The sequence below is a fragment of the Anoxybacteroides tepidamans genome, from assembly GCF_014201465.1.
Classification (GTDB): Bacteria; Bacillota; Bacilli; order Bacillales; family Anoxybacillaceae; genus Anoxybacteroides; species Anoxybacteroides tepidamans.
This window is the reverse complement of record NZ_JACHEP010000001.1, coordinates 13,126-32,289: the sequence shown is the minus strand read 5'-3', so window position 1 is coordinate 32,289 and position 19,164 is coordinate 13,126. Positions and strand designations below refer to the sequence as shown.

The window sequence follows — 19,164 nt, the reverse complement described above, 5'->3', positions numbered from 1 at the left end:
TCTGAAGGGGAGAAGGAAGGTGGTAGAAAGAGGGATTGATATGGAACAGATTATCCAAAAATTGCAACATCGAACACCTTCGCCTATCGGAATGAACGAGTTCGTAAAATACGCGGTGCTTTTACCGCTCATCGAAAAAAATGATGAGATTCATATTTTATTTGAAGTGCGCTCTTTTCAATTGCGAAGACAGCCGGGGGAAATTTGTTTTCCCGGCGGGAAAGTGGACGCATGTGACCGGAATGAACAAGAAGCGGCGATTCGGGAAACGTGTGAAGAGTTGGGGGTGGAGAAATCATCCATTTCCAACGTCTTCCCGCTCGATTATCTCATTTCCCCGTTCGGCATGATTGTTTATCCATTTGTCGCTAGCCTGTCTCGGTCTCATCTCATTAAGCCGAATCACGAAGAAGTCGCGGAAATCTTTACCGTACCGCTATCATTTTTCCAACAAACGCAGCCGGAAGTATACCACGTTCATTTTCAAGCGCAGCCCGAACCGAATTTTCCGTTCGACAAAATTCCAGACGGAAAAAACTACCGTTGGCGCCCGCGGCAAATCGAGGAATATTTTTATTATTACGAAGATAAGGTTATTTGGGGCTTAACCGCCAAAATCGTTCATCATTTTATTGATGTCATTCGTTCCGAGTGACGGAATCCACCCCCTTGAAGTAAAGGAGGTGGATTTTTCGCGTGCTTTTCAAATTTTTTTTATCGAAATTTTATTTAGACTCTGCTTTTCCATCTGAACTTCAGCATATAAAACGCCTGCGAGCACGAACGTGGCCCCTACATACCCTTTTAATGATAAAATTTCCCCTAAAAACCAGTATCCGAATAGCGCTGCAAAAACGGGCTCCAGCGAAAAAATGAGACCGGCATGGGTAGCGGTTGTATATTTTTGCGCAACAGTTTGTACGACAAAGCCAATCGCGCTGCACAATACGCTCAATGATAAAATAGCAAACCAAGCTTCTCTATGCGCCGGAAGTGTTGGTGATTCGCTTAAAAAGGAAACGAGCATGCCGAGCGCTCCGCAAACGCCAAGCTGCAATACGCCAAGCGCAACCGAATCATCGTTTCGAGTCAACTGTCCTGTCACGATAATATGGGTTGCATAACATATAGCCGCTAATATACACAGTAAGTCTCCAAGTTTCATCGTGAATCCGCCCTTTAATGTTAAAAGAGCAATTCCGATCATGGCCAAACAAACTCCGATCACAACCCGTTTTGCAGGCTTTTTTTTGAGCAAAATTGCAGAAAATAATGGAACGAGGATCACCGTTAAACTTACTAAAAAGCCTGCATGGGAAGTGGATGTCGATTGAACTCCGACTGTAACAAAAGCAAAGACGGAAAATAAAACCGTGCCTAAGATTAAAGCGTTTTTGATCGTTTGTATATTGATTTGCAGCAAACGTTTATAAAATATAATGCCCGATAAAAAGAACGCAATCATAAAGCGCAAGGCAATTAAGTTAAAAGGCTGGACATAATCAAGCCCCATCTTCATGAACAAATAAGACGCCCCCCAAAATACAGTCACTACTGCCAACATCAGATTCGCCTTTGTTTGACGCATCGTTGGATCATCCCCTCGTAGAACAGATTGTTTGTTGAATAGTATACATGTACCATTGACATAAGAAAAATGAATATTTATCATCTATTAAATGAAAAAAATTCATATAAAAAGAGGGAGAACGATGTCGCTTACGAAATTGGAAGTGTTTCACACGATTGTGGAAGCAGGGAGCCTTTCAAAAGCAGCAGAAGCGCTCGGTTTGACGCAATCAGCGGTCAGCCATGCCATCGCGAGTTTAGAAGCAGAATGGGGATTTCTCTTGCTGCAAAGAGACCGTTCCGGAGTGCGTTTGACTAGCAATGGGGAACACGTATTAAAAATTGTTCGTGAGATTTTACATTGGAACGAACAACTAAAACAGCAAGTCGCCGCGATTAACGGATTAGAAACTGGTACGGTACGAATTGGCACCTTTACGAGCGTTTCCACACAATGGCTGCCTGGGGTGATCCAAATGTTTCACACGAAGCATCCTTCGATTGACATCAAATGGTTCGAAGGAGATTACGACGAAATTCATGATTGGATTTCCAACGGGGTAGTTGATTTTGGTTTTTTATCTGTATCAGCTTCAAAATCGCTCGAAACGATTCCTCTCAAAAAAGATCGGATGGTTTGCATCGTTCCTAAAGATCATCCTTTCTCCGCGCAGGAGGTTGTTGCGCTTCATCAAATTGAGGAAGAGGAGTTTATTATGCCAAAGTGGGGGAGCGACCATGATGTAAGAAGAATGTTAAAGGAAAACAGGATATCGCCGAAAATAAAGTATGAAGTCGTCGAAGAACAAGCGATTATGGCGATGGTCGAGCACGGACTCGGCATTAGTATTCTTCCGGAAATGGTTTTATTTCGCATGCCGGAACGCATCCGCGTCATCGATTTAGAAGGGGACCATTACCGGACGATCGGCATTGCGGCAGCTTCGTTCAAACATCTTTCACCGGCCGCCAAAAAGTTGATCGATTGCGTCAAATCGTGGCTAAAAGCGCAATGCTTATTCGACTTTTAAATCAAACATGATTGCCGAGAAATTTGACGTGAAACGAAAATGTTTCATATAATCAAAAACGAAACTATTTGGTTTCATAAAATCTATTTGGAGGAAACCACCATGACACTAGAGAAAACTCAACCTACACTACCTGACATTCGGCAAACGGTCGTATTCCGCGCCCTGATTCAAAAAGTGTGGCAGGCGGTTGCTACCTCGGAAGGTTTGGCTGCTTGGTTTATGCCGAATGACTTTTAAGCAGTTGTAGGACATCACTTTCATTTGAATGCCGGCCCTTTTGGCATGTCCCCTTGCCAAGTAACAGAAGTCGATCCACCTTACCGACTTTCGTTCCGCTGGGGCAAAGATTGGACGGTTACGTTTGAACTGAAAGAATTGGGGGAACAAACGGAATTGACGCTCATTCATTCCGGATGGGATCTGGACAAAGTGACCGAATTCGGAGAAGCTCATACGATTGTACGCGACCGAATGGATCATGGATGGAAAAAGCTTCTCCAATCTTTAGGTGCTTATGTAGAGGTTTAATATGGCAGCTTTATCGCAAAAGCATGATGTTTTTCATGCCATTGCTGATCCTACTCGGCGCAAGTTGCTGCAATTGTTGGCGGACGGGGAATGGTCCGTGACTGCCATCAGCAAACAATTCCCGATCAGCCGGACCGCTGTTTCGAAACATTTACGCATTTTAGCAGAAGCAGGGCTTGTCCAAAAGCGAAAAACCGGCCGGGAAACGCGGTATCGTCTAGATCCGAATCCCTTGTGTGAACTGAAACAATGGCTGTCTTTTTATGAACAGTTTTGGGAAAACAAACTGGCGATGCTTCAACATTATGTAGAAATAGAAAAACATGTTGCAGAAGTTACTGATATGAACAAATACAAGAAAAATAAACAATGAAAGCAGAACAACTGGTAATCTACTTTGACGACCATAAAGGAGAATTTTGATATGACGATCACTACTCAAGCTAAATATGCGTTAGAAGAAATATTGAAAGAATACGGGAAAGAAGGAATTCGCTTGTCCATAACCAACGGGGATGGCGATCCTGAAATAGCACTATCACTAGACGAACCACAACCGACCGATCGCATTGAAACGATTAACGGCATTCAAGTGGCAATGGACGAGCAGGCTATGGCCATTCTCGAAAACATTATGCTTGATGTCGAAGAGACGGAAGAAGGGCTTCAACTTATTTTAGTCGGACTGTAATGCAATAAAAAAACAGGGGCTAACATTCAGGCTCCCTGTTTTTTTGTTATTTCAACGTTTTTAGGCAAGAAGTCCCCCGCCTCAATCGTGCAAACGATAGGTAGAGGGAGTTGCTTTTTTCTTTTTGTGAAAGAAACATTCGTTCGTATTCGGTGTATGGTTCGTGTTTACGGTTTTCATAAATGCCGCAACATTCCCTAAACAGCAAGAGCCTTGTGGATTGTTCACTTCACAGCCGCACCGACCCGCTTGAACTTGTTCGCGAATATGATCAGTCGGGCGTTCGTTGTCTTGCATCGCTTCGATGATCCGTTCCCGTGTCCAATTAAAGCAATAGCAAACCGGCACATCCAACCCTTCATCCTTTTGGTACACACGCACTTTTAGCATATCTTTACTAAACGTTTTTGAGTGACTGAAATAGACTACTTCGCATGACGGATTAGAGCAAAAAGCGTAACATTCTTCATGGTTGATCGTTTCTAATGAGGTTGGTTTGAGTAATGATTTTAGCGTAATCAACGGAACACGCTTTCCCTTGAGATGACAAACGGGACAATTCGTCATGATTGACGATTCATTGACTGGCATTTGACAGCAGCTTTCCATAGTCCATCGCTCCCTACGTTATTTTAACTCTATTATAATCCATTGTACAAAGCAACATAACCCAATTGATTCGTTATTTGCCCGCATATCGCCGCCAAACGTGGTCGACCTTACTGTCATACGTTTCTCCAAATAAGTTCAAATGCACAAGCAAGTAAAAAAGTTGGTACAGTTGCTTTCGATCATGATAGTCGGAAGAGAGTGACATACGTTCGCCCATCAAACAATTCGGTAAAAGCGATTTCAAATTCGTAATGTCCGTAAAAACCAGCGGGATCAACTAAATAAGAAACACCGTTTTAAATCCAAATTGTGTCCCGAAGATCACCGTACAACAACAAAATAAAAATTTCCTGTATCGTCATATTTCGACAAACATTTTTCTTTCGCTTTTTCCGTTTTTTTATTATGATAGAAATGTATACAAAAATAGGTAAGGGAGGCGTCACCATGAGCAAAAATGTATTGATTGTAGCGGGCGATGCGGTAGAGGCATTAGAGGTGTATTATCCATATTATCGTTTGCTTGAAGAAGGCTATCATGTAACGATTGCTGCGCCGAAGAAAAAGAAACTGCATACAGTGGTCCATGATTTTGCCGATTGGGATACGTATGTTGAAAAGCAAGGGTATTTGATTGAGGCACATGCAGCGTTTGCCAACATTGATCCATCTCAATACGACGGATTAGTTATTCCAGGCGGACGCGCACCGGAGTATATTCGTTTGGATGCGGATCTTCAACGGATTGTTAGACACTTTTTTGAAGCAAATAAACCGATCGCAGCTATTTGCCATGCATCCCTCATTTTTGAAACGATGCCAGATGTGCTAAAAGGGCGAAGTTTAACTGCTTACATCGCATGCAAACCAGGTGTTGAGGCATTAGGTGCAACCTATGTATCGGACAACACGACTCACGTCGACCAAAATCTCGTTTCTGCTCATGCTTGGCCAGACTTACCAGTTTTCATGCGCGAATTCATTCGTTTGCTTCAATAGTGATTTAAAAGACGCTGAATCGCAAATGGAATACAATAATGTTGCTCGATGATATAGATAACAGAAGGGTGCCTACCACTTTGAGGCACCCTTCTGTATTTAGTTTAAGCGGTGGCATCTTTAGAGTTTGAAACTTCTGTCTTTGGAACATTCGTGGCCAGATACACTCCCATTAGCACAAACACACCACCGATGAGTTGTGGGACTGAAATCGTTTCGCCTAATAAAAACGTAATCATAGCGGTAAACAGAGTAATGAAATTCAAATAAACGCCCGCATAACTCGGCCCGACTTTTTTGACAGACGTGTTCCAAAACAGAAATGAGAGAACCGACGGAAAAAGGCTAATGTAGCTAATGCCAATAATTCCGCGTTTGCTTAATCCGCTCAGCGGAAATTCATCAAAGAAAAGAAACGGAATCAACAAAACGATGCTAAAAAACGCAGAACAAGTCGTTGCCGTAATCGGGGGAACGGCCAATCTTTTTCCAATAATCGAGTAAAGCGCCCACACGACACCGGCAATAAGCATCATCAAATCGCCGCGATTATAGCTTGTTTGGAAAATCCACTCCAAGTGCCCTTTTGTTAAAATAAATAAGACACCGATGAGCGAAACGACAAACCCGATCATATTGATCCATGTTATTCGTTCTTTTAAAAGAAAATACGATAAAATGACGATAATCGCCGGATTCAATGCGTTGACGATGGCGGCGTTCATTGGTGATGTGTACTCAAGCGCTCCGTATAAAAGTAAGTTATAGCCGATAATACCGAGAATGCCAGTGATAAGCAGCGGCAACCACCATTGTTTGAACACTTCGCGATAACGCGGCCGCTCTAGCTTATAAGAGATCGGAAGAAGAAATACAAACGCCACACTCCACCGAATAAACGTCAGCCACAAAGGTCCTGTTTCTTCAATCACATACTTTCCAAACACATAATTGCCTGCCCAAAACAAATTGGCTAATACTAAAAAGAGTTTCTCACGCATTTCGTTTCGCTCCTATTCCATTTTTTGATATGTTTTATTGTACTAAATTTTGCTTCGTTTTAGATAAAAAATGGTATGAGAAGAATGTTTCATGAAAGAAGAAATTTATCGTTTTGTATAAGCTGCAAAAAGGCTAGAGACTTCAACGCTCCAGCCTTTTTTGTGGACGTTTCCCTATGTATGATTAAAATCCGTGGATAGTCATTCCGCCATCAACAAATAAAGTTTGTCCGGTTACATAGCTCCCTGCATCCGATGCTAAAAATACAGCGGGACCAACAAGCTCAGGCAATTCGCCGATTCGCTTCAAAGGAGTGACAGCCAAAATATCGTTCACATACTGTTGATTCTGAAGCAATTTTTCTGTTAGTGGGGTTTTAAAGTACCAAGGACCGATGGAATTCACATTAATTCCGAATTTGCCCCACTCGAATGCCAATACTTTAGTCATTTGAATTAATGCTGCTTTTGTTGCCGCATAAACGACTCCTGTACGCAGCGCAACATGCCCAGCGACCGATGAAATGTTAATGATTCTTCCACCGCTTCCTTGATCTTTTATGATTGCCCCAACTTCTTGTGACATCATAAACGCTGATTTCAAGTTCGTATTCATAATCGTTTCCCATTCGGCATCTGTTACTTCTAGGGCAGGAGTGCGAATATTCATTCCGGCATTATTGACTAAAATGTCGATTTGTCCCGCCTGTTTTTTTATTTCTGTTACCGCTTCTTGTACCGCTCCACGGTTCGTTACATCTGCAGGGATAACATACGCTTTTTTCCCGAATTTTTCGATTTCAAATGCAGTCCGTTCTAAATCTTCTTTTGTCCGCGACAAGATGGCGACATCTGCGCCAGCCTCGGCAAATCCAATGGCAATGGCTTTTCCGATTCCTCTCCCCGCACCGGTTACAATAGCGGTCTTACCGTCTAAACGAAATGAAGGCAAAAACATCAAAAACTCCTCCTTATTTTTCTTTGAGATCTACAAAGATTGTATCAAAATAATCTTCTCACATGTAACGATAATTTGCGTGTGCTCAACTTTTTGTACTGAAAAGTAAGAAAAATAACAAAAATCAAGTTATTTGGATTTTCATCGAAACAGTAGTAAAATGGAAATGCAATCGGTTTATCACTATGAATATGTTGTAAAATAAAATCCACCGTTTTTTGAAATCATAACCAATCCCTTATTGTGTAATACTCTTTTCATATGGGAACTGATAAAAAACGGCATTTATCGTGTAAAGCGATTTATTTGCTTTGGAGGGTATTCAAACATGAACACGAATGAAAGTTTCAGAAATCCATGGGAAAAGTTTCACGGTCCAAATCTTGGATACGTCATGGAAATGTACGAGCGGTATTTACAAGATCCAAGTCAGGTTGATCCAGAGTTGAAAGACTTGTTTGACCGCTGGGGACCGCCTGAAATACAGGATGTGAACGATGCTGTTGATCAGAAATATTTTGCGCAGCACACTAATGTACGTGCGAACTTATTAGAAAAATATGTTCAGGCAATCAAACTGGCTGATTATATCCGTACTTTCGGGCATTTAGATGCTCAAATCAATCCGTTGGAAACGTCTGAAAAAGATTCGAACCATCTTGATCTTCAACAGTTCGGGCTAACGGAAGAAGATTTAAAATCGATTCCTGCTTCGATTATTAGTGCGTATTTGCCTAGCCATATGCAAAATGGGCTTGAAGCGATTCAATATTTAAAAACGGTTTATACATCGAAACTAGCGTTTGAATTTGGACATGTTCAAAATATTGAGGAAAAAAATTGGCTATTACAAATGGTCGAGTCAGGCAGCTATATCCCTTCGATCTCGAATGCGAAGAAAATGGAACTGTTAAAACGGCTCACGGAAGTGGAAGTGTTTGAACAATTTTTGCACCGGACATTCGTCGGTCAAAAACGTTTTTCAATTGAAGGGGTTGATACGCTAGTACCATTGCTTGATGAGATTATTTCAGAATCTGTACAAGCAGGGACAAAAACGATTAACATTGGAATGGCTCATCGCGGACGGCTAAATGTGCTGGCACACGTATTAGGCAAACCTTATGAAATGATTTTCGCAGAATTCCAACATGCGCCGAATAAAGATTTAATTCCATCTGAAGGATCGATCGGAATTACGTACGGATGGACGGGCGACGTCAAATATCATTTAGGGTTGGACCGAAAAATCAAGAAGGAGAATACCGTTCGCGCGGTTATTACATTAGCTAACAACCCAAGCCATTTAGAATTTGTCAATCCTGTTGTGGTCGGTTATACGCGTGCTGCTCAAGAAACCCGTAGCGCACCCGGCTTCCCTAAACAAGATGAAAATCAATCGCTCGCGATTTTAATTCATGGCGATGCGGCGTTTCCAGGACAAGGAGTCGTGGCGGAAACGTTAAACTTAAGCCGGTTAAAAGGCTATCAAACAGGCGGTACGATCCATATCATCGCCAACAATATGATCGGATTTACGACAGAAAGTGAAGATTCTCGTTCCACGAAATATGCGAGCGATTTAGCGAAAGGATTCGAAATTCCGATTGTTCATGTGAATGCCGATGACCCGGAAGCGGTGCTTGCAGCAGCTCATTTTGCTGTGATTTACCGGCAAACGTTTAAGAAAGACTTTTTAATCGATTTAATTGGATATCGCCGTCACGGTCATAATGAAATGGATGAACCTGCTGCGACGAATCCATTAATGTATCAAACCATTCGTAAACATCCGACTGTTCGCAATCTTTATAAGAACCGTCTTAAACAGCAAGGGATCATTCGATCAACGGACGAGGTGGATCGCTTTACAGAAGAAATAGAGAAGAGACTGCAAGCAGCTTATGAGAAAGTAGCGAATGTCCAAGAAGAACTCGATTACGAAATGAATCCGCCGGAAGTAGCGGAAAAAGGGATTTCAAACATCGATACAACGGTGCCTGTTCATGTGCTTGAACGAGTAAATCATGAACTTGTACAATGGCCAGAGAATTTTCACGTATTTAATAAGTTGGAACGAATTTTGCAGCGGCGCATTACCGCTTTTCAAGAGAACAAGATCGATTGGGCCCATGCGGAAGCGTTAGCCTTTGCCACGATTCTGCAAGATGGCATTCCGATCCGGCTGACAGGGCAAGATTCGGAGAGAGGAACGTTCGCCCAACGTCACCTTGTTTTACATGATGAAAAAACAGGAAAAATCTTTTCGCCGCTACATCATTTATCAAGCAGCAAAGCATCTTTTGCGATTCATAATAGCCCGCTGTCTGAGACGAGTGTGCTTGGGTTTGAATACGGATATAATGTCTTTGCTCCTGAAACATTAGTGCTATGGGAAGCGCAATTCGGCGATTTTGCGAACTCTGCCCAAGTCATTATTGACCAGTTTATCTCATCAGGAAGAGCGAAATGGGGACAAAAATCTGGTCTTGTGATGTTGCTTCCGCACGGATACGAAGGACAAGGACCTGAGCATTCAAGCGCCCGTTTGGAACGGTTTTTGACATTAGCGGCTGAAAATAACTGGACTGTCGCGAATATGACAAAATCATCACAATACTTCCATATTTTGCGCCGTCAAGCGTTGATTTTACAAAAAGAAGAAGTGCGGCCGCTGATCATTATGTCGCCGAAAAGCTTATTGCGTCATCCGTTAGTTGTGTCAAAAGCAGCGGATTTGAGCGAGGGAAGTTTCCAACCAGTGTTGCCACAACCAGGATTAGGACATGCTCCAGAAAAAGTCGAACGGCTAATCCTATGTTCGGGTAAAATCGCAATTGATTTAGCGGAAAAATTAGAAGAAATACAAGATAAAGACTGGTTCCATATTTTACGGGTAGAGGAGTTGTATCCGTTCCCAATGGAAGAAATTGCCCGTTACATGAAACAGTTCCCGAATTTAAAAGAAATGGTGTGGGTACAAGAAGAACCGAAAAATATGGGAGCTTGGAACTTTGTCGAACCTCGCTTGCTTACATTAGCCCCTGCGGGAGTCCAAGTTGCTTATGTCGGACGCAGAAGACGGTCCAGCACGGCAGAAGGCGACCCAATTGTTCATAAAAAAGAACAAGCGCGCATTATAAACCAAGCCTTCACGCGCTCGCAACTATAAAAATGGCGAAAGGAGATAGAACAGTGGCAGAAATTAAAGTACCGGAATTAGCAGAATCGATTACGGAAGGAACGATTTCCCGATGGCTTAAACAACCGGGAGATTTTATCCATAAAGGGGAGCCGATTGTAGAGTTAGAAACCGATAAGGTGAATGTAGAATTAATGGCGGAAGCGTCAGGGATTATTGCTCAATTGTTATTTCATGAAGGAGATACCGTCCGTGTAGGGGATACAATCGCCATTGTATCAGAAGGAGCGGAAACAAACGCTCCACAAGCAGAAGAAACGCCGCAACAGGGCCAACCGACCGCTGCAAAAGAAGAGCCGGTCAAGGAAGAACCTGCCGCAAAACCAACGCAACGACCGATCGCTTCACCAGCAGCAAGAAAGCTGGCCCGTGAAAAAGGCATTGATTTATCCAAAGTAACGCCGGTTGATCCGCTAGGCCGCATCCGTAAACATGATGTAGAAGCGTACTCGAATCAGCCAGTTCCATCGTCACCTGCACTAGAAGCAGCCAAACCGGCGATGCCGAACGCATTTGAGCTAGAAAAGCCAGTCGAGCGAATCCGCATGTCCCGACGCCGCCAAACGATTGCGAAACGGTTGGTGGAAGTTCAACACACCGCAGCGATGCTGACAACATTTAACGAGATTGACATGACGGCCATTATCAACTTGCGCAATCGTCGCAAAGATGCGTTTTATCAAGAACATGATGTGCGGCTTGGCTTTATGTCGTTCTTCACGAAAGCCGTCGTCGCAGCATTAAAAAAATATCCGCTGCTAAATGCCGAAATTCAAGGCGATGAAATTATCGTGAAAAAATACTATGATATCGGGGTAGCCGTATCGACAGACGAAGGGCTAGTCGTTCCTGTCGTACGCGACGCGGACAAGAAAAATTTTGCTGAGATTGAGCGGGAGATTTTACATTTAGCAACAAAAGCGCGTGAAAATAAATTAAGCTTAAAAGATCTGCAAGGAGGCACATTTACGATTACTAACGGCGGCGTGTTTGGTTCGTTACTGTCGACGCCTATTTTAAACGGGCCGCAAGTCGGCATTTTAGGCATGCATAAAATCCAACTTCGCCCTGTCGCCATCGACGAAGAGCGCATGGAAAACCGCCCGATGATGTATGTGGCGCTATCCTACGACCACCGCATTATCGACGGCAAAGAAGCGGTCGGCTTTTTAGTGAAAGTAAAAGAGCTTCTTGAAGATCCGGAGCAGTTATTGTTAGAATCATGAGGGGAGTTCCCTCATGATTTTTATTTACACATAAAATACTTGGTAGGAGGAGAAGATGGACGTTACGAAAGAGTTGGCAGTGCGAATCGCTCGTGCAAATATGATTGCAGTGTTGACGGGGGCAGGAATGAGCACGGAATCGGGCATTCCTGATTTTCGCAGCGAAAATGGGATTTATGCGCAAGAAGAAGATGTCGAATACTATTTGTCTGAATACTACTTTGCCAAAAATCCAGTTGATTTTTGGCAGCGTTTTAAGCGGATGTTTTCGTTAAAACTGATGGGAAAGTTTGCACCAAATGCAGGTCATTTGTTTCTTCGCCAATTAGAAGAAATGGGAAAGCAGGTGACAATTTTAACGCAAAATATTGACGGATTACATAAGAAAGCAGGGAGCACGAACGTCATTGAATTGCACGGCACCTTGCAGACAGCAACATGTCCCGCATGTGGCGCAAAGTATGACTTGGCGTTTATTAATTCCAAAGATGTCCCGTCTTGCAAACGGGGAACATGCGGCGAAATCCTTAAGCCGGATGTCGTTCTGTTTGGCGGCGTAGTGCCAAGAATCGATGAGGCGTTCGCCGCAGCAGCGAAAAGCGAGCTTTTGCTGGCGATGGGCACAAGCCTTGAAGTAACACCCGTCAACCAAATTCCGCTTTACGTTGCTGCTGAATCCCCTTCTACGTACAAAGCCATCATTAATAAAACACCAACAAGGATGGATCACGCATTTGAACTAGTCATTCACGGCGGGATCGGGGACACGGTGGCAAAATTGCGTTCATATATTTCGTGGTGCCTGTCACGCCCCGAGGATTGTCGAGATTTGTAGAAACAGAGAGTCATAGCATGGCTCTCTGTTTTTGTATGTGCGCTCCTCATGATGGCAAGGACGAGAAGAGGGACTGAAAGGAGGCATGAAACAAAAAGAGCGGGAAATGATTGAAAAAGGGATGAGCATTGCCGAGATTGCAATCGGCCTTACAGATTGTTTTCTATCGCTATGCAGAGAAGTATGGCATTTGCGCTGATCAAATTGCCGTTGCTGGCAATAGTGCCGGCGGGAATCTTGCCACTGTTCGCGCGATGACGGATGCGGAGTTCGATTATTTGCGATTGGAAGTTGAAGCATATGCACGAAAACTGGCGAAATTTAGCGTGAAAACAAAAATGATTCCGTACAAAGGGATCTTTATTGATAAAATCGGCATTTATCCCCTAGATAGAAGATTGTATCAATGAAATAAAACGTTTATTTGATGAGTAAAAAAGAAGCTGGCGAAAAATTTTCTATTTTTTTACATATTCATTCCAATTTCACCAAATGTTTGAGTACCCCAGTAAACATTTGCCATTATTTCACTTCAACATTCAAGATCGAGTCAAGCGGAATTGCTAAATCCGGATACAAAAAAGACGTTAACACATCCTTAGGACCGAATACCGCCCGTTTTTGAAAACGCCCCTCTTCCAAGCCGATCACTTCAATCGTCCGATTGCTTGGGTCCACCATCCAGTACTCTTTCACCCCATTTGCTTCATACAAATGATACTTGTGATTTCGGTCTCTAATTCCCGTGCTGGCCGACAACACCTCGATAACTATGTCAGGCGCGCCCTTTACCCGATTTTTCGTAATTCGATTCGAGTCACAAACAACGAATAAGTCCGGCTGTACAACCGTTTGCGCCTCCTCTTCATCGCGGTCTGTATCGAATTGAACGTCAAATGGAGACAAGATGACTCGGCATCCGCATGCTTTGAAGTAAGGAGCTAAGGCGAGATGCAGCTCGCCAACGACATATTGATGATCATACGACGGGGACGCAAGCAAGTAAGGAACGCCGTCAATCAGCTCCCAATTCCCTTCCCAATGTTGGATATCTTTATATGAATACAGACGATCATGTTGTTCTTTTTGCATCTCTTCCACATCCTTTTTTGCCTTTTTTTATATTATATCACAACGGAAAGGCGCTAAGATACGTGCCTATCACGCCCCAAAATCGTGTACTCTTTCTTCGGACCAAACTGCGTCGATATCGAACTAATTCTCGCAGTTCTCGTTGTGCTCGGTCAGGAATATAACTTCCTTTCAACAATCCATGCCGAAGCAAGTTGGCGATTCACTTGGCATCCTTCATATCCGTCTTCCGTCCCGTCCAGAAACCGCTTTAATGTGCTGGGCTTTGACGACAAGCGTTTCGATTTGTTCCAGTTCAAGCAAATTGTACAACGGTTTCCAGTACACATTTGCCGATTCCATCGCCACGTGCGTCACACCTATTTCTTTCAACCAGTTCACAAACTCCAGCAATTCATCGGTCATGGTACCGAATGTTCGAATTGCTTTTCCTTCAAGGGTGATGGTACAAGCAGTAATCGATTTTTTATGCACGTCTATTCCACAACAACGTTCATCATCCTTGGCGAGGAGACCCCCACTTCAACGACCAAAGGGAGTAAGTGGGGGAGGAACCCAATCGCAAAAACAATTTTTACGCATGCTTGTACGGATGGAATTAGACGAAGCGAAAAAACGATTACTGTTTGGCTTTTTTGAAACATATGTGAAGCTATCGGATGAAGAAGAACAACGACTGCGAAGCGAGGTGAATGAAATGGAGACGAAAGAAAAAGAACAAGTGCTGGAACTGATTATTTCGTATGAACAAAAAGCGTTGGAAAAGGGAAGAGAAGAAGGGAGCAAACAAGGAATGAGACAGGGGATGAAGCATCTTGTCCAAACGATGGCGAGAAAAGGAATGAGTGTAAAAGATATTGCGAACGTCACAGACCTTGCGGAAGAAGAAATGCAGCAAATGCTGAGGAATAAAGAGTTTGTTCGCCATTTCACAACTGTCGTCGGCTTCCAATCTCGGATCGTCGGCAGTTTGTTTTTTTATGTTTTAGAATAGAAGCGAATACAAATCTAATATTCTAAGGGAAAATCCGTAGCGGGAGGGGCTATGGATTTTTTTGTTTTACCACTATGCAATCGGCGACGTTACAATGATGGTGTGAAAATGTGTCTTGACACGTCATATTTTTGTTGTATAATCATGCGTAGAATAAACGCTGTCGTTCATATGGATGACAGGTCAAGAAGGGGAGCGGCATCGTGTCGCTCCTTTTGTTTTTATTGATGAAATGCCCCCTTCCTTGGCAATGAGGGAGGGGGACTGCTTTTTATTATAGTTGTAGAGTTTTTTCTCGTATTGACGCACGCTTCCGACTGATTTCGACAGTTTTTGTCATCTTTATTTTGATACAATAAAACCATGTCGAAATAGGTTTTATAACTAACAAATAAGGAGTTCCGATGTTACATGTCCAAAGGAATGATTGATAACAAACAACGTGGTTTAGTGGGGGATGTGCTCAAAAAGCATATGCAAAAAGGGAGCAAACTTTCTGTTGCGGCAGCTCATTTCACGTTATATGCTTTTGTAGAGCTAAAAAAGGAGCTTTCACAAATCGAAGAGTTTCGTTTCATTTTTACGGAACCAGCCTTTGTGAGAGGGGATTATTTAGCAAACGAAAAAATCGCAAAAAACGAAACATTGTTGTACGGTGTGGAAGAAGAGCAAAAATATAAAGCGGAGCTAAACCAAGCATACATAGCAAAAGAGTTTGCGAAATGGTTGAAGCAAAAAGCGAAAATAAAATCGGTTACTACGCGCAAAATTGAAGGCGGGCTATACCATGTCCAAAATAAAGACGGAACGCAAATTGGATTGGTCGGTGGCGCTCCTTTTTCGAGCCCAGGGCTAGGCTACAGCAACTCGTCCAACATGTATATTAACACGATTACGGATGATGAAAAAGAGAATATTGAATTAATACGCCAGTTTGATGACATTTGGAAAAATGAGTATGCCTTGCAAGATGTAAAGGAGCAAATTTTGCGCCAATTAGAGGTATTGTACCAAGAGCACACGCCCGAATTTATTTATTTTGTTACACTTTACAATCTTTTTAAAGATTTTCTGCAAGAAACGCGCGATTACAGCACGTTACAAACGAAAACGGGCTTTGAAAAGACAACGATTTGGAATAAACTTTATGACTTTCAGCGCGATGGTGTGGTTGGAGCGATTAATAAAATTGAAACGTATGGGGGCTGCATTATTGCTGATAGCGTCGGATTAGGAAAAACATTTGAAGCATTGGCAATCATTAAATATTACGAATTACGAAATCATCGCGTTCTTGTGCTTGCACCAAAAAAACTACGCGAAAACTGGGAAATTTACCGTGCGAATGACAAACGAAATATTTTGCTCGAAGACCGCTTCTCTTATGATTTGCTAAATCATACCGATCTGTCGCGCAAAGGCGGATATAGCGGAAACATTAATTTAGAATACGTCAACTGGGGAAATTACGATTTAGTCGTCATTGATGAATCGCACAATTTCCGTAACAATGACCCGCGGAAAAGCCATATTACTCGCTATTCACGTTTAATGAACGATATTATTAAAGCGGGCGTGAAAACAAAAGTGTTGATGCTTTCCGCAACCCCTGTTAACAACAAACTGGACGATTTAAAAAACCAAATTGCTTTTATTACAGAAGGAAATGATAAAGCATTAGCGGAAACCGCCAATATCAAAAGCATTAACCAAACGATTCGCCGTGCACAATCGCAATTTAAAAAATGGAGTAACTTACCCGAAGAAGAACGAACGACAGAACGACTATTGGATATGCTGAGCTGGGACTATTTTACGTTGCTTGATTCACTAACGATTGCTCGCTCGCGCCGTCATATTGAAAAATATTATAATGTAAACGCGATCGGGAAATTCCCGCAACGGTTAAAGCCGATCAATATAAAAGAGACGATTGATGCAAATCATGAATTCCCATCGCTCTCTATCATTAATAACGACATTTTACGTTTGCGGTTTGCGCTTTATTCACCGATGAAATACATTTTACCGCATAAGCAGGCGTTTTATCACGAAAAATACGACACGAAAGTCGCCAATGGACGTGTGTTTAAACAAACAGACCGTGAAAACAACCTCGTCTACTTAATGAAAACGAACTTATTAAAGCGTTTAGAAAGCAGCATCTACTCTTTCTCGCTAACATTAAAAAGCATTATTGAACAAATTGATGCTCAGTTGTCTAAAATCGAGATCGAAGCTACTAACATTGGCGAGTTCGCTGAGATTGACATGGAAGACGATGAATTGGAAGAAGCATTTGTCGGGGCAAAAGTGAAAATCGCCCTGCGTGATATCGATCGTATCCGTTGGAAGCAAGATTTACTATATGATCGTACCATTCTACAAAAGTTGTTGGATTATGCTAGCCAAGTTACACCAGAACGCGATCAAAAAATGTTGACGCTTAAAAAGATGATTCAACAGAAAATCGCACACCCAATCAATGGACAAAACAAAAAGATACTTATTTTTACAGCGTTTGCTGATACCGCAAAATACTTATATGAACATTTGCATCGCTGGATTCGGCACGAGTTCCATCTTCACTGTGCAGTAGTGACAGGGAAAGACCGGCCGAAAACGACGTTTCCGATGCAAAAAACGGACTTTAATAACGTTTTAATGCATTTCTCTCCTGCGTCGAAAGAGAGAAGAAAGCTAATGCCCGATATGACAGACGAAATTGACATTTTAATTGCGACAGACTGTATTTCAGAAGGGCAAAACTTGCAAGACTGTGATTATTTAATTAACTACGATATTCACTGGAATCCGGTGCGCATTATTCAACGGTTTGGCCGAATTGACCGAATTGGAAGCAAAAACGAGCAAATTCAGCTTGTGAACTTTTGGCCGCCAATAGAGCTGGACGAGTACATTAATCTTGTCAGCAGAGTAAAAGAAAAGATGGCAATTCTCGATATTTCATCGACCGGGGAAGAAGATGTCCTTTCTAGCAACAGCAACGAAATGAAAGACCTTGAGTATCGGAGAAAACAACTGGAAAAACTACAAAGCGAAGTAATAGATTTAGAAGATATTTCTGGAAACATTTCGCTAACCGACTTTACGATGGATGATTTTCGCATGGACTTATTGAATTTTATGAAACAAAACAAAGAAATGATCGAAACAGCACCTTTCGGACTGTTTAGTATGACAACCAATAAAAATGAAAAACTAAGAGACGACATTCATCCAGGGGTTATTTTTTGTTTAAAGCAAATCAATCATTTTACGACTACCCATGAACAAAACGCCCTTCACCCGTACTACTTAGTGTATATGAAAGAAAATGGAGAAGTATTATACAACCACGTCCATGTGAAAAAAATTTTGGATTTGTACCGGTCATTATGCCACGGAAAGGACGAAGTAGAAAGCCAGCTATATGTAGCGTTTTATGAAGAAACGAAAAACGGAAAAGAGATGGGCGTATATAAACAATTGCTTGAACAAGCGGTAGAAGAGATTGTCGGAAAAATCGATCAACATGCAACGTTGAACATTTTCAGCTTAGGAAATTTAGATCAACTGATGACAACAGCCAATACGAATTTACAAGATTTTGAAATCGTTTCTTATCTTATTATCAAAGGGTGAGAATGATGGCTGGAGTTGCGTTTTATCAAATGATTGGTTTGGATTCTCACGTTCGTCCGCTTCACAAAAAATTGGATAAAAAAACGTTTTACGATTTTGCGGATTTAAACAAAAAAGAAAAAGACTATGTTACGAAATATGTGGAGCGGATCGAGTTAACGTATGTATTAACGCCAAGCAACATGAATATCCAGCCGTTCATTAATGAAGAGTACCATTACGAAGGGGTTATGTTTATTACCATTCGGCTAAGGGAAGAAGCAAAAGATAACCATGTTTCAACGATTAGTGAAGTGATTCAAGGCGCGCTTCCGAATCCGGTTGTCATCATGTTTACGAAAAAAGAAAACATCCAAGTCCATACGTGTATAAAGCGGCGAAACAAAGTGGACCAGTCACAGGCGGTTTTAGAACAACAAGCTTACACTCCGTGGTTTCCGCTCAATGAAACGAATGAAACCGTTCGGCAGTTTATCGCTTCCGTACATATGAAAAACGTATCATTTGCGCATTTCTTTCAGTTTTATCAAGATATTCACCGTGCTGTCCAAGCGTTTCAACATGTCGATGCAGTTGGCGCGTTTTATATCGCAGCAAACGAACAATCGCAGCAACTGATCGCACAAATCAAGCAACTAGAAACAGAAATCGCTGCGTGGAAAGCGAAGCTAAAAAAAGAAACGCAATTTAATCGCAAAGTAGAAATGAACATGAAAATTCACGAATTAACAACGCAAATCGAACAATTAAAACAACGATTAAAATGAAAGGGGAAAAA

At 42.2% G+C, this 19,164-nt stretch carries 15 protein-coding genes and 5 pseudogenes; 13 read left to right on the top strand and 7 right to left on the bottom strand.

Annotated features, from left to right (window positions below; translation table 11 throughout):
- Positions 1 to 34 precede the first annotated feature (34 nt).
- The gene (locus HNQ34_RS00140; RefSeq protein WP_312856082.1) at positions 35 to 655 is read left to right on the top strand and encodes an NUDIX hydrolase; all 621 of its coding nucleotides are present in this window, start codon (positions 35 to 37) and stop codon (positions 653 to 655) included.
- Positions 656 to 703: 48 nt separating this feature from the next.
- Here the strand turns inward: HNQ34_RS00140 and HNQ34_RS00135 are convergent, their stop codons facing one another.
- A complete protein-coding gene (locus tag HNQ34_RS00135) occupies positions 704 to 1,588 on the bottom strand; it encodes a DMT family transporter (protein WP_183250759.1) in 885 nt (294 codons plus the stop codon).
- A 124-nt stretch (positions 1,589 to 1,712) separates the two neighbouring features.
- Between HNQ34_RS00135 and HNQ34_RS00130 the strand changes: the two genes are divergently transcribed.
- From HNQ34_RS00130 to HNQ34_RS00115, 4 genes and pseudogenes are all read left to right on the top strand, one after another.
- Positions 1,713 to 2,600 carry a LysR family transcriptional regulator gene (locus HNQ34_RS00130; protein WP_183250758.1) on the top strand — a complete coding sequence of 296 codons (888 nt, stop codon included), beginning with the start codon at positions 1,713 to 1,715 and terminating at the stop codon, positions 2,598 to 2,600.
- Between the two features lie 102 nt (positions 2,601 to 2,702).
- Positions 2,703 to 3,131 (top strand): annotated as a pseudogene (locus tag HNQ34_RS00125) (SRPBCC family protein).
- Position 3,132: 1 nt separating this feature from the next.
- Entirely contained in the window at positions 3,133 to 3,504 is a 372-nt protein-coding gene (locus HNQ34_RS00120; protein ID WP_183250757.1) for an ArsR/SmtB family transcription factor, read from the top strand.
- Positions 3,505 to 3,555: 51 nt separating this feature from the next.
- Positions 3,556 to 3,822, top strand: a complete 267-nt coding sequence (locus HNQ34_RS00115) for an iron-sulfur cluster biosynthesis family protein (RefSeq protein ID WP_183250756.1) — start codon at positions 3,556 to 3,558, stop codon at positions 3,820 to 3,822.
- A gap of 165 nt (positions 3,823 to 3,987) precedes the next feature.
- On the opposite strand, the pseudogene HNQ34_RS00110 reads toward HNQ34_RS00115, so the two are convergent.
- Both HNQ34_RS00110 and HNQ34_RS00105 read right to left on the bottom strand, forming a co-directional pair.
- Positions 3,988 to 4,431 (bottom strand): annotated as a pseudogene (locus HNQ34_RS00110) (putative iron-sulfur cluster-binding metallochaperone); the annotation flags it as partial.
- Between the two features lie 73 nt (positions 4,432 to 4,504).
- Positions 4,505 to 4,730 (bottom strand): annotated as a pseudogene (locus tag HNQ34_RS00105) (fructosamine kinase family protein); the annotation flags it as partial.
- 151 nt (positions 4,731 to 4,881) lie between these two features.
- Here HNQ34_RS00105 and HNQ34_RS00100 point away from each other — a divergent pair.
- The gene (locus HNQ34_RS00100; RefSeq protein ID WP_183250754.1) at positions 4,882 to 5,433 is read left to right on the top strand and encodes a DJ-1/PfpI family protein; all 552 of its coding nucleotides are present in this window, start codon (positions 4,882 to 4,884) and stop codon (positions 5,431 to 5,433) included.
- 104 nt (positions 5,434 to 5,537) lie between these two features.
- Here HNQ34_RS00100 and HNQ34_RS00095 read toward each other — a convergent pair whose 3' ends face one another.
- A complete protein-coding gene (locus HNQ34_RS00095; protein ID WP_183250753.1) occupies positions 5,538 to 6,434 on the bottom strand; it encodes a DMT family transporter in 897 nt (298 codons plus the stop codon).
- Between the two features lie 184 nt (positions 6,435 to 6,618).
- Entirely contained in the window at positions 6,619 to 7,392 is a 774-nt protein-coding gene (locus HNQ34_RS00090; RefSeq protein WP_183250752.1) for an SDR family NAD(P)-dependent oxidoreductase, read from the bottom strand.
- 328 nt (positions 7,393 to 7,720) lie between these two features.
- On the opposite strand from HNQ34_RS00090, the gene HNQ34_RS00085 reads away from it, so the two are divergent.
- From HNQ34_RS00085 to HNQ34_RS00070, 4 genes are all read left to right on the top strand, one after another.
- The gene (locus tag HNQ34_RS00085; RefSeq protein WP_183250751.1) at positions 7,721 to 10,564 is read left to right on the top strand and encodes a 2-oxoglutarate dehydrogenase E1 component; all 2,844 of its coding nucleotides are present in this window, start codon (positions 7,721 to 7,723) and stop codon (positions 10,562 to 10,564) included.
- A gap of 23 nt (positions 10,565 to 10,587) precedes the next feature.
- Positions 10,588 to 11,820 carry a 2-oxoglutarate dehydrogenase complex dihydrolipoyllysine-residue succinyltransferase gene (gene odhB / locus HNQ34_RS00080; protein ID WP_183250750.1) on the top strand — a complete coding sequence of 411 codons (1,233 nt, stop codon included), beginning with the start codon at positions 10,588 to 10,590 and terminating at the stop codon, positions 11,818 to 11,820.
- Between the two features lie 55 nt (positions 11,821 to 11,875).
- A complete protein-coding gene (locus HNQ34_RS00075; RefSeq protein WP_183250749.1) occupies positions 11,876 to 12,655 on the top strand; it encodes an NAD-dependent protein deacylase in 780 nt (259 codons plus the stop codon).
- 128 nt (positions 12,656 to 12,783) lie between these two features.
- Entirely contained in the window at positions 12,784 to 13,065 is a 282-nt protein-coding gene (locus HNQ34_RS00070) for an alpha/beta hydrolase (RefSeq protein WP_246363619.1), read from the top strand.
- A 112-nt stretch (positions 13,066 to 13,177) separates the two neighbouring features.
- On the opposite strand, the gene HNQ34_RS00065 is transcribed toward HNQ34_RS00070, so the two are convergent.
- Both HNQ34_RS00065 and HNQ34_RS00060 read right to left on the bottom strand, forming a co-directional pair.
- Positions 13,178 to 13,747 (bottom strand): Uma2 family endonuclease, encoded by a 570-nt coding sequence (locus HNQ34_RS00065; RefSeq protein WP_183250748.1) that lies wholly within the window; start codon positions 13,745 to 13,747, stop codon positions 13,178 to 13,180.
- A gap of 88 nt (positions 13,748 to 13,835) precedes the next feature.
- Positions 13,836 to 14,227: pseudogene (locus tag HNQ34_RS00060) on the bottom strand (IS110 family transposase); the annotation flags it as partial.
- An 82-nt stretch (positions 14,228 to 14,309) separates the two neighbouring features.
- Here HNQ34_RS00060 and HNQ34_RS00055 point away from each other — a divergent pair.
- The 3 genes and pseudogenes from HNQ34_RS00055 to HNQ34_RS00045 form a co-directional block, all read left to right on the top strand.
- Positions 14,310 to 14,660, top strand: a pseudogene (locus tag HNQ34_RS00055) (DUF4351 domain-containing protein); the annotation flags it as partial.
- Between the two features lie 492 nt (positions 14,661 to 15,152).
- Complete coding sequence (locus tag HNQ34_RS00050) at positions 15,153 to 18,386, top strand: helicase-related protein (protein WP_183250747.1); 3,234 nt, start codon at positions 15,153 to 15,155, stop codon at positions 18,384 to 18,386.
- A 5-nt stretch (positions 18,387 to 18,391) separates the two neighbouring features.
- The gene (locus tag HNQ34_RS00045; protein ID WP_183250746.1) at positions 18,392 to 19,153 is read left to right on the top strand and encodes a DUF4391 domain-containing protein; all 762 of its coding nucleotides are present in this window, start codon (positions 18,392 to 18,394) and stop codon (positions 19,151 to 19,153) included.
- Positions 19,154 to 19,164: the final 11 nt, after the last annotated feature.